Annotated in this window: 8 protein-coding genes and 2 pseudogenes; 2 read left to right on the top strand and 8 right to left on the bottom strand. The window is 45.5% G+C overall.

From position 1 onward, the window contains the following. Positions 1-440: 440 nt before the first annotated feature. Positions 441-2786 (top strand): annotated as a pseudogene (helD, locus tag ABUE36_RS04125) (RNA polymerase recycling motor HelD). 50 nt (positions 2787-2836) lie between these two features. Beyond that, entirely contained in the window at positions 2837-3310 is a 474-nt protein-coding gene (locus tag ABUE36_RS04120) for an Rrf2 family transcriptional regulator (protein WP_161002292.1), read from the top strand. 581 nt (positions 3311-3891) lie between these two features. On the opposite strand, the gene ABUE36_RS04115 is transcribed toward ABUE36_RS04120, so the two are convergent. The 8 genes and pseudogenes from ABUE36_RS04115 to ABUE36_RS04080 form a co-directional block, all read right to left on the bottom strand. Beyond that, on the bottom strand, positions 3892-5070 hold the full coding sequence (locus ABUE36_RS04115; protein ID WP_421017216.1) for a cation:proton antiporter: 1179 nt from the start codon (positions 5068-5070) through the stop codon (positions 3892-3894). Positions 5071-5088: 18 nt separating this feature from the next. Beyond that, entirely contained in the window at positions 5089-6423 is a 1335-nt protein-coding gene (locus tag ABUE36_RS04110) for a dihydrolipoyl dehydrogenase family protein (RefSeq protein ID WP_161002291.1), read from the bottom strand. Positions 6424-6556: 133 nt separating this feature from the next. Continuing rightward, complete coding sequence (locus ABUE36_RS04105) at positions 6557-6865, bottom strand: hypothetical protein (RefSeq protein WP_421017215.1); 309 nt, start codon at positions 6863-6865, stop codon at positions 6557-6559. Between the two features lie 2 nt (positions 6866-6867). Beyond that, positions 6868-7798: pseudogene (locus ABUE36_RS04100) on the bottom strand (IS30-like element ISLpl1 family transposase). Positions 7799-7892: 94 nt separating this feature from the next. After that, positions 7893-8267, bottom strand: a complete 375-nt coding sequence (locus ABUE36_RS04095) for a TetR/AcrR family transcriptional regulator (RefSeq protein ID WP_421017214.1) — start codon at positions 8265-8267, stop codon at positions 7893-7895. 825 nt (positions 8268-9092) lie between these two features. Next, positions 9093-9362 (bottom strand): hypothetical protein, encoded by a 270-nt coding sequence (locus tag ABUE36_RS04090; RefSeq protein ID WP_161002289.1) that lies wholly within the window; start codon positions 9360-9362, stop codon positions 9093-9095. Positions 9363-9563: 201 nt separating this feature from the next. Next, positions 9564-10589, bottom strand: a complete 1026-nt coding sequence (locus ABUE36_RS04085) for an ABC transporter ATP-binding protein (RefSeq protein WP_421017213.1) — start codon at positions 10587-10589, stop codon at positions 9564-9566. Next, on the bottom strand, positions 10589-12121 hold the full coding sequence (locus ABUE36_RS04080) for an ABC transporter permease/substrate-binding protein (protein ID WP_421017212.1): 1533 nt from the start codon (positions 12119-12121) through the stop codon (positions 10589-10591). The genes ABUE36_RS04085 and ABUE36_RS04080 overlap by 1 nt, the downstream gene beginning before the upstream one ends.

Here is a 12121-nt window from a genome sequence, read left to right as displayed (position 1 = left end):
CTTAGACGTTTAATTCAATCCCTAGATAAAATGTCTGCGTTCCGTCGGTCAGAGACGCCGTTTCATGGGACCGGGCCTAGCCCCCAGAACGGTCTAAGCCCTCGAAACTCTGTCCCTGACCGACTCGACTACTGTTACAAGTGCCCACTATTACCACAAAAGGTAATGACGGAACATCGGCTCAGTGTATTGAGGCAACACAGTGGTAGCTGGAGGGCGGTGGTGGTGAAAACCTGCTGTGAAGGTGTTGTTAGTGCGGCGGTTTGGGCCGGATTTACAACACGGACGCGCTTGAAGACGCGGTTTTCGGCTTCAAGGCGAGGTGAAAGACCCCGATTTTCAGGAGGTTTGATCCGGTCCCACAGCGGTTTTCACCACCGCCAACCGGAAGCGGACTTTTAGATTGAACTATTTATATTCACATGAGGCCCCAAGGCGTCATGAACAGACTTGTCACTGATCACACGGAGGCTAATTATTTGGATAACGAAGAACGACAGCATGAGCAGCAGCGTGTAGACCAAGTCATGGACGAGATCAACCGCCAGTTGGTCGACAATCAGCAACAATTCGAACGGGCACACCACGAAACGAGCGCCATTCAGAAAAACTATGCTGAAAACGCATCAGTCAACACGTTTGAGGTCGATGATGCGATGGAAACCAATGCGTAGCTACAACAGCAACGACAATTAGTTTATTTGGCCGTGACTAACGAAGCGACCATTCGTCAACAACTCGACAATTTAAAACAACTCAAGGAATCACCTTATTTCGGACGCATCGACATTCAGGATGCCGGCGAGTCCAAACCAGAATCTTTATACATTGGGACATTTTCACTCACCAACGAAGCACAGGACTTTGTTGTCTACGATTGGCGGGCACCCATTTCCAGTATCTATTACAACGGCACACTCGGTAAAGTCGCCTACACGACACCCGCTGGCAAACAAACGACGGATTTACAGAAGAAACGTCAATTCACCATTAAAGATGGCGAGATCAAAAACATGTTTGATACCAACGAAACGGTTGGTGACGAAATGTTGCAGGCTGTTTTAGGACAACAAAACGACGAAGTGATGCAAAACATCGTCGCTACCATTCAAAAAGAGCAAAACGATATTATTCGTGACACCCGCTCTGATCTATTGGTCGTTCAAGGAGTAGCTGGATCTGGTAAGACCTCGGCCATTCTGCAGCGGATCGCCTTTTTGCTCTATCACAGCCGTAACGGTGGTGAAAGTGAACTGCAAGCCGATCAAATGATCCTGTTCTCCCCTAACCGTTTGTTCAGTCACTACATTTCAGAAGTGCTCCCTAGTTTAGGGGAACGAAACATGCGGCAGGTCACGCTGGACGACTTTCTCACCCAACGTTTGCAAGGTCTCAACGTACAAACATTATTTGAACGCTACGAATCAGACGCTGATGACACCAATCCAATGTTCCGTGATGTCCGTGACTATCTTGAAAGCACCGCGTTTGTTAAAGCTGTCACGGCTTATTGTAAACATGTTCCGACCCAGGACATTCGGTTTAACGACATCCTCCTTGATGGTTCACTCTTCTTCACCAAGGAAGCGATTGCTGCCATTTATGCAGAACAACCAGAGACGATGAGCACGACTGGTAAAATTCTCGCCACTAAGAACAGGCTGATTAAAAAGCTCAAACGGCGAATCCGCACGGACGCAAAAGACGACTGGGTCGCCGAAGCACTCGATAATCTAGACACTGAGCACTATCACGATTTGCTAGGTGAACGGGTTGGCCGGTTCAAGGAGCTCGACGATGAAGTTGAGTTTGCTTCGCGAGAAATCGTTCGCAAACGATACGAGCCAGTGTATGACGCATTATTCAATAATTACTTTCTCGATGTTTATCGCCAGTACGATCATTTTCTACAAACGGTAACACCCGCAAATGTTGACGCTGATCACTGGGACATGCATGAACAAGATTTCGACACAAACATTGAATATCACCGCATCAGTTTAGATGACGCAGTGCCACTGCTTTATCTGCGAGATCTTATTACCGGCGGCGGTCAAAATCGTAGTATCGCCTATTTATTCATTGATGAAATGCAAGACTATTCGATGACCCAAATGTGCTACTTCCGTCACGCATTTCCAAAAGCTAAGTTCACCCTTCTTGGGGATAGCGAGCAGGCCTTGTTCAACCGCATGCAGCGGCCACAGGAACTATTGGACAATCTCGCCCAAGCGTTTAATGCCAAACGGCCAAACTTGATTACGTTGAGCAGAAGCTACCGTTCCACGCTACCAATCACCAATTTCGCGAAGGGATTATTGCCAGATGGTGACCAAATTCAAGCGTTCAATCGCCCCGGCGACTTGCCACGGATTTTATTGCGGTATAATGAACAAGACGCCATCAGTGCCACAAAGGAGCTAGTTCAGGCAGAACTTGATACGTACGGCACCGTCGCAATCTTAACGAAGGACGTTACCACCGCCCAGCAAGTCTACCGTGAGCTTCACCGTGACTTTCCCATCACCCTGCTAAATGATATGGACCGCACATTGCCCAAAGGGGTCATTGTACTACCCGTTTATTTAGCAAAGGGACTCGAGTTCGACTCTGTCATCGCCTACGATGTTTCGATCAGCAATTACCCAACAGACGATGCTATCGGAATTCTTTATACGATTGCGTCACGTGCGATGCACCACTTGTCGTTAGTTACCATTGGTGAAGCAAGTCCTGTTATTAGTCACGTTTCTCCCGAACTACTGTCCATTGAACATGAGTTATAAAATTCGTTTTTAACTATTGATGAAATTGTCGTTCCAGAAAGAGGTCTCCCATGAAATTAGACTTTTCCGTTGCCGTCCATAGCCTGCTTTACTTGGACGAAAGTCGACCACGTAAAATCACGAGTGCTGAACTCGCCAAGTCACTTCAACTGAATCCGGTGATGATCCGTAACATCTTATCCGTCTTGCATAAGCAAGGCTACATTGAAGGATCTGTGGGAAAAAACGGTGGTTACCTTCTGCAACGGCCACTTTCCGACATGAATGTTGGTGAATTGTACGACCTCACCATTCCACCAACGATCAGTTACGCCCGATTTATTACCGGCGATTCCAAGGGCCTAACCAAAAGCGACACGGATGCGACGGATATTTCAGCAAACATTGGTGAGACCCTCACGGATTTGTTTACCTTGGCGGATACCGATTATCGGAAGTTCTACCATCGTTTTACCATGACCGATCTAAAGAACGATATGCATGACCATGGTTATTTCATCAATCTAGTTGACAAACAGAATTAAACAAACGACGCGCCGCCTAAACCTTCAATTTCGGTTTAGGCGGCGCGTCGTTTGTTTTTGTATTTAATTGTGTTTAGTCCGTTGTACTGATTTGAAACATCAGCAGTACCACATCGTACTCGTTACACTGACTTGAAACGCCGTTCCATGAGGACCGATCTCAACCCGCCAAAAACGCGGTTTTCTACCTCGATTCTGAGCCACAAACCGTCTCAGAAGTCGTCCCACACCACTAAATGGCCAAAAACATGCCATTAAGTGGTGTCCGACACGGAACTCTATTTCAAGTCAGCTCCACTCATATAACAGTCAAAGTTTTTACCGAATCATCACAGATTACTTGGCGCACCTAATCTACAACTTCTATGTCAGCTGGAGGGCGTCAACAGTGATACCGAGCCGTGAATGTGCTGTTAATTCGAATGGTTCACTCGAATTTACAGCACGGACGGTCGCAGAGACTCAGGTTTTATCGAGGCTCTGCGGCGAGGTGAAAGACTGCGGTCTACAGGCTTGAACCGGTCCCACGGCGAGCGTATCACTGTTGACAACCGCAAGCGAAATTTTCAGCGTATACACGGTTATTTATCTGATGTGGAAACTGCTGTTGAATCGTCCTTGCTCAACGCCCACCGCAACAATAGTGGGGCGGCCAATGTCGAAAAGACGATTACAAAAATCATGTCAACGTAAAGTCCGTTTGCTAACAGGTGGGCATCAAAGCCAATCTGTGCTGTGATTAAAGCCATTTCACCACGGGCAACCATCCCCGTACCAACAACCCGGCTACCACTTTTTGAGAAGCCCGTTAACCGCGCACCAATCTCACCGCCCCACCATTTAGTGACAACAGCTAAAATTGTCATCAAAACAATAAACGGTAACGACGTAATGAAGTGTGCAAACGTCACGTTCAAACCAATGCTAACGAAAAACACTGGTACAAAGAACGCGTTGCTGATTGGTTCAATATGGTCGTCGATGACCTGCTTAACATGCGTTTGGGCAACGGCAATGCCAGCAAAGAATGCACCAATCGCCCCAGATAAACCAACAACCTCGGCTAAGTAAGCCATTCCCAAACAGATAACCACAGCCGTTACCGTGCGGGCTGTCGGAATCAATAACCGTTCACTAATGCGCATCAGCATCGGCGCAATCCATTTGACGAGCAAGTACGCTGCAACAAAGAAACCAACTTGGAACAAGAATTGAAGCCCCATATTAGTGTTGCCATGCTCACCTGCGCCGCCCCCAATCAAGGCAACCATCAAACTTAGCAACAGCACCCCGATAATATCGTCAGCGACGGCTGCGCCAAGGATAGTCGCCCCGGCACGTGTGTCCAATGCGTGAAATTCACGTAACACCACCACGGAAATGCTGACCGATGTGGCCGAGAAAACCACACCAATAAACAGCGCCTCCGTAAAGTGATAGCCAAACACAAGGCTAACGCCACCCATTAAAAAAACTGGCAGGATGACACCACACACCGCCACCGCCAGCGCTGGACGCAGCACCTTTCTTAACTGGGCAAGATTACTCTCAAGCCCTGCCATAAACATCAGCAAAATGACCCCAATGTTAGCGAATACAGATAATGCACTGCTATTATGAACCCAATTCAAAACACCGGGACCAATAATGATCCCGATGAGGAGTTCGCCAATGACGGCCGGAATGCCGACCCGTGCGGAAAAGTGACCAGCAATCGTTGTGGCAACAAGTATTAAAATCAGCGTTCCAATAAATGCCATAGGCTGTGCTCCTTTGCTTTACAAGAGGTAATCAATATCTGAGGCAGGTGATGGATAAGCCATAACCTGATTTTCAAAGTCACCGGCTGTAGCATGCTGATTGATTAAAAATGTTAAATAATTAATCATTTCATCGGCGATACTACTCAAAACCGTCGCACCGACAAGTTGCTGTTTGTCATTCAATACGACGGTCACCTTAGCCACTGAATCATGGATTCGGTTATAGGTGTACCAGTGCGTCATGTCGATCTTTTTCACGGTTAGCGAGGCTTCTTTTGTTGCAGCTGTCACATCTACGCCAACTTTGGCCAACTTCGGCATGCCAAAAACCAGCGTCGGAATGGCTGGATAACTAATTGGTGCGTCCACCTGCTGGCCAGTCAACTGTCCGGCTAAATAGCGCGCATCATAACCAGCAACTGGGGTTAATTTAGGTACTGTTCGTTTGGCAACAACATCCCCGAGCGCATAAATATTGGGATTAGTGGTCTGCAAATGATCATTCACCTGAACGCCATGAGCATCCGCCTCTACGCCGACAGCCGCCAGATTCAACGTATCAACATTAGCAATCCGACCCGTCGCGCCAATCACGGCATCAGTCGTCAATTGAAAATCGTGACCATCCGTCAACGCCAGTCCGTCTTCGGTTTTATCAACCTGGGCAACATCAACGTTCTCATAAATGTGTACACCCTCAGCCTTTAACTGAGCAACTAAGTCCGCAACCAGATCTGCTGGAAAGGCGCGCAACGGTTTGTCATTGTGCAAAACAAGTGAAACGTCTGCGCCAGCCGCATTAGCGATGTCAGCCAATTCAAACGCAATGTAGCCGCCACCGATAAATGTCAGCCGACGTGGTAACTCACGCATGTTCAAAAAGTCAGTACTCGTCCCAACATATTTCGCACCAGGAATATCCAGCCGTCGTGGCCGTTCCCCCGTTGCTAAGACGACTTTATCTGCCACAACCTCTTCACTACCAACCATCACGTGACCATCGGCAGCAAACTGTGCATGGCCCGTAAACGTCGTAATGGCAGCCTGCTTTAGGCCACTCAAAGTACCACCCGGAATACTGTCAGTATAGGCAAACTTATTGCGCATAAGATCTGACCAGTTAATGGTTGGCTCGCCATTTAAGCCCTGCCCATCCATATGTTCAGCTGACCGTTTAGCTTCGACAGCAGCTAATAAGATTTTTTTAGGATCACATCCGCGGTTTGGACACGTGCCTCCCCACAGATTTTCTTCGGCAACTGCGACCGTTTGACCAGCCCCCTTAAGGGCGTATGCCAATGCCAAGCCGCCGGGGCCACCACCAATAATTAATGTTTCAACGTGTGTCATAATCTACCTCCAGTCTTTCAAACATTCGCAACCAAAGTGTACCGATTTTTACGTCGAGACTAAAGTATTATGCTCTGTCTTAATTCTAACCGTGGGTCAAAAACAAACTCCTATCAGCGTTGTGTCAATTAACTTATTCGTCCGGATGAACGGCCAAGGTTTTGTCCAGTTCACTGACCATGTACTTTTCTTCGGTCGCATCATCCCAGTCTCGCTCCGGAAATAAAATATAGCGATCAAAGAAGTAACTCCCTAAAATAGACAACAAATAACGGAAAATAATTCGGAACGGCCAGTCGACGAGTTGCCCTCGATCCTGAGCCGCTTTGATAATTGTTTTAAACGAGTTCAAGAAGCGCTCTGGCGCGATCGATAAGTACTGCTCACGTAGATCCGCGTTGTATAGAATTTCACTGAGGAATACTTTCAAGGTAGATTGCAAATTTAATCCGAATTTTTGGACAAATTTGTCAGCATAACCTGATACGGTGTTTGCCAGTCGAGTATTTTAAGCGGTCGCTGGTTAATTTGGAGTAACGTCGTCGTTAAATCTTGAGCACTAATGTGCTCAAAACGAGTCCCTTTAGGATAAAAATAACGTAAATTCCGATTAAAGCGTTCATTACTACCACGTTCAGCTGGAGTATAAGCATGGCAGTAATAGGTCTTAATACCATATTGTGATTCAAGTGATACTAGCCCACTAAACTCAGTGCCACGGTCCACAGTAAAGCTGTGCACCGGGACCATTAAAAGTGGTTAGGAACTTAGTTAGTGCTTCATTAACAGTCGCTGTCGTCCGATCTTTTAACCGGTATGCCCAAAGGAACCGTTATTTTCGATCGATTAAAGTTAATAAAACTGCCTTACTATGCCCACGAGGACCAACGACTGTATCTAGTTCAAAATCGCCGATGCGATTACGTTGATTAATCATCATGGGACGCTGTTCAATTGATCGCCCCAAAGATTGATTATATTTGGATCGTTGGTCAACGTTACGCCGTTGGCGTACGCCATGTTCAGGTAGATCATTCAAGGAGAAACCAATTCTCCCCTGATTTAGCCAATTATAAATAGATTTAGTAGCTAGTTTAAATTCGTGAGCAATCATTCCTGGTGACCAGCTTAGACGTAAATGGTTGAGAATTTTTTGCTTTAACTCATCGCTCAGCTTAGTTTTCCGACCACATCGTGATCGCTTGTATTCGGCATCTGTTTGTGCTAATTCAGCCTGATAAGGTTGACATCGAGATAATTCATAAGAAATTGTTGACGGTGATCGGTTCAGCCGAACGCCCATTTGGATATTGGACAGCCCTAGTTCACAAAAGGTTTCGATTTTAATTCGTTCGGAATAGGTTATACTAGACAAAAGATCAGCTCCTAAAAGATGGGTTTGTGGTAAACACCATTTTAAAGGAAGCTGATCTTTTTTGTCCGAACAGCGTTCGGATTAATTTTACAATCTACCTCAATGCATCTTCATTGTCTGAGGCAAACTTCATGCGGTTGCGGACAAAGAAAACGAAGAAGTCATGAATGTTATCCGTTTGTTCGCGAATGGCCTCACTGGCTAATTCGTTTAACAAATCAGGCACGACCTCACGCACAATAGGATCCAAGGCCTCGCGTAAAATGTTGGCTTTAGACTTAAAGTGTTTGAACATTGTGCCTTCAGACTGATGCGCTGCCTCAGCAATTTGACGCGTACTCGTGTTGGCGTAACCCTGTTTTGCGAATAATTGGATGCTGACGATCAAAAGATCCTTTTGTTTCTGCGTTAAGTTTTTATTTGCGTTCACTAAATCAGGAAATTCATCAAGGATTTTTTTATCTGCCATTATTTCTTCCATCACTTTCCCAAATTCACTACTGCTATCATAGCAGACCTCATGAGCTCCGAAAATGTCAAATCGTTTGCAGTACAGGTCTTTTTAGTCGGTAAACCATTATTACATATTATTTTTGGATCTCATAGTTACCTATAATATTTAAATTTTATATGGAAACTAATCTTACGCTCCCGGTTGCCCGTTTTTTGAAATCGTCTGTGGGACCGGCTCAAGCCCGCAGTTCACGGTCTTTCGCCTCGCCTGGAAGCCACCTAAACCGTGTCTTCCAGACCGTCCCGTGTTGTAAATTCGCAAACCCACCGAATTAACAACACTATCACCGTCGATTTCAACACGGGCGCCCTCCCGCTCATACCTCAAAGACGTCGGACAACCGTTGCATTACGTGGCTGCACCATACAAAATTTAAAACCATGACATTCGAGGCTTAATTGCTAAGAAAAAAGTTCACAAATAATGTGACTAATTTGCAACATTGTCCCGTTATTTTCTGAACATACCTAAGCACAAAAAACATATCTAGTGGAGACGGTAAGAGACAAAGTTCCGTGTCGACAACACTTAATGGCATGAAGTTGGCCATTTAGTATTGTGAGACGACTTCTGAGATGGTTTGTGGCTCAGAATCGAAGTCGAAAACCGCGTCCTTTGCGGGTTGAGACCGGTCCCCACGGAACGGCGTCTCTTATCGGCACAACGGCCTTTCATCGCTTAAGCCACTTTGCAAATTGTTACAAAAAATGACACGCCGCAAACGTGTCATCTATTTTTTATTCAGTTAGATAAAATCATTAAAAATCACTCGTGAAACACCTATGCTTGCTTAGCTGAATGAACGGATCGATAGCCAAAGTAGAATTGAACAATGGCCAAGATAACCGCCAACCAGTTAACTGCTGCAAACCAACCGGACAAGCTTGCCACACTGGCTGCACCATAGTACACCCAGAACCCCCAGACAACTGCGACGACATTGATCCATGCAAATGTCTTCATCAATGACTGATTGCTTGTTGCAAAGAATGTCCAGATGCAGTTAATGACGAACCAAACGGCTAAAATCCAAAATGATGTTGCAAACATCATAATCCCTTCTTTGATTTTAATTGTCGAGCGAGTGATTACTCGCCTTTCTCAACAACATCATTGTAGCACCTTTCAATCCGGATACAACCGTTTTGAAAATTTTTTTTGCATTTATTTTTCGCATTCAAAAAGCGACTCTCTATGCGCTTGCCACCGGCAATTGACACACATGAAGTCGCTTCATTTCAATCTAGTTATTTAATTATTTTCATCCTCATCACGTTTACGCTGACTCAGATAATTGACAATGTTTTGCGCATTGATGAACCCTAATTGACGGTCACCATCCACTACGCGTAAATACTCACAGTTAGTCAAGTCGTCGAATGCCTCGCCTAACGTTTTATCGGATGAAATATCAATTGGCGCAGTGTGCCCTTCTGGCAAAACCGATTCAGAAAAGCCCATCATCACCATCTTCCCAACATAAACATCGTACACATTGTGAGCTACACTCTGGGAGAAGAAAGCTTCAACAAACTGATTAGCTGGGTGTTGGGCAATATTTGTAGGCGTATCCACTTGAAGAATCTTCCCCTCACTCATCACCGCAATCCGATCACCTAGTTTGAGAGCCTCATCCATATCGTGAGTCACAAAGATAATCGTGTCGTGCCGCTTTGCATGAAGATCCAGTACTAGATCCTGCAATTGTGTGCGTGAAATGGGATCCAAAGCTGAGAATGGTTCATCCATCAAGACAACTGGTGGTTCAGAAGCAATCGCTCGACAGATACCAATCCGCTGTTGCTCACCACCGGATAATTCACTAGGCATCCGATCTCGATATTTTTTCGGGTCCAAACCAACTTGATTCAGCAATCGATCAATCGTAGCATCAATCTCTTCGCGTTTGACACCCTTCATCTCGGGAATGACCGCAATATTTTGAGCGACGGTCATGGTTGGAAATAGGGCAATTTGTTGTAACACGTATCCGATGTTCCACCGTAACTCCTGCAAACCAATATCTGTAATGTTTTCATCCTTGATAAAAATCTTGCCACCACTCTGAGGCTGCAATTGATTGACCATTTTCAAGGTCGTTGTTTTCCCACTACCGGAAGTGCCAACCAGGACAAACAGCTCGCCGGCGTTGATGGTTAAGTTCAAGTCCGGAATCACAACATTATCGTTAAAAGACTGCTGAACATGTTCAAACCGAATGATGGGTTCGCCGTCTTTCAGCTCATTGATGCTGCTTTCATCAACCGTAGTTGCCATTATTTAGCATCTCCCTTCAACAAGTGATGGCTAACCAAGTATTGCCGGGCCACCGTTTTAGCCGACTTCTTTTCGACATTAACTTCATAATTCATTTCCTGCATATCCTTTTCAGAAATATGACCAGCTAGCTTGTTCAAACTCTTCACAACGCCTGGATATTTCTTGGCTAAGGACGTTTTCATTAATGGCGCACCCTGGTAGGACGGGAAGAAATGTTTGTTATCCTTCAACGTTGTCAGATGATACTGTCGTAATTCACTATCTGTCGAGTAAGCATCAACAACATTGATGTTGCCATTATGAATAGCCTCGTAACGTAATTTTGGCTCCATGGACTGAGCTTTTAAATTCAAGCCGTATGTCTTATTCACACCTGGCAAACCATCTGGTCGATCAATAAATTCAAGTGTCATCCCCGGTTTCAATTTATTTTCTACCGTCTGCAAATCACTAATTGTGTGAACATTCCAAGCCTTTGCATCCTGTTCACGAATAGCTAGGGCAAACGTATTGTTGTAGGACATTGGCTTCAAGTAGCTGAGTTTAAATTGTTGCTGCATATCTTTTTGTGCTAATTGGTACGTTTGATCGGCCGTTAATCCCTTATCAGATTGGGGCTTTTTTACCAAACTTTCCAAAATAGTCCCCGAAAATTCCGGATAGATATCGATTTGATTGTGGTTCAAAGCGTTAAACAGAAAACTCGTTTTCCCAAAATTAGGCTTTAACGTGACGTGAACATGTTTGTTATCCTGTTCAATCAAGTCTTTATACATATTAATTAAGATGTCTGGTTCGGAGCCCAGCTTACCGGCAATCGTAATGTTATCGGCCGGTTGACGGACGGCATTCGCAACACCGACACCACCGATACCGAGCAGCAAAACAACCAGTCCACCGATTAGATAGCGTGGACGCATGTGTTGCAAACGATTAATGAGCCAACTCAAAATAATCGCCAACAACGCTGAACTAATGGCTCCAATTAACGTCAATGCGGTGTCATTACGGTCAATCCCCAACAGGATAAAGGTCCCTAGACCACCAGCACCAATCAAGGCAGCTAACGTTGCAGTCCCGATAATCATGACTAGCGCTTGACGCACCCCGGAAATAATCACCGGGGCAGCGATTGGTAATTCAACCTTAAATAGTTTGCGCGTTTGCCCCATGCCAAATGCATCAGCAGCCTCTTCAATAGACGGATCAATGTCATCGATCCCGATATATGTATTCTGAAAGATCGGGAGCAACGCATAGATGACCAACGCAATGACTGCTGGGACAGTTCCGATACCAACAATGGGAATCAGTAATCCCAATAATGCTAGTGATGGGATGGTTTGCAACACGCCGGCGATTTGCAACATAAACGCTGCAAAGCGTTTGTGATGCGTTGCCCAGATGGCCAATGGAATGGCAATGGCCATCGCAATCAGTAGTGACACCAGTGAAATCTCAATGTGTTGCCACAATGCAGTTAACAGTGCCGAACGCCGTTCAACCAGCGTTTGAAAAAAAGCATCCAT

It is taken from the genome of Furfurilactobacillus cerevisiae, from assembly GCF_048961765.1.
Classification (GTDB): Bacteria; Bacillota; Bacilli; order Lactobacillales; family Lactobacillaceae; genus Furfurilactobacillus; species Furfurilactobacillus milii_A.
This window is presented reverse-complemented; position numbering and strand designations above follow the sequence as displayed.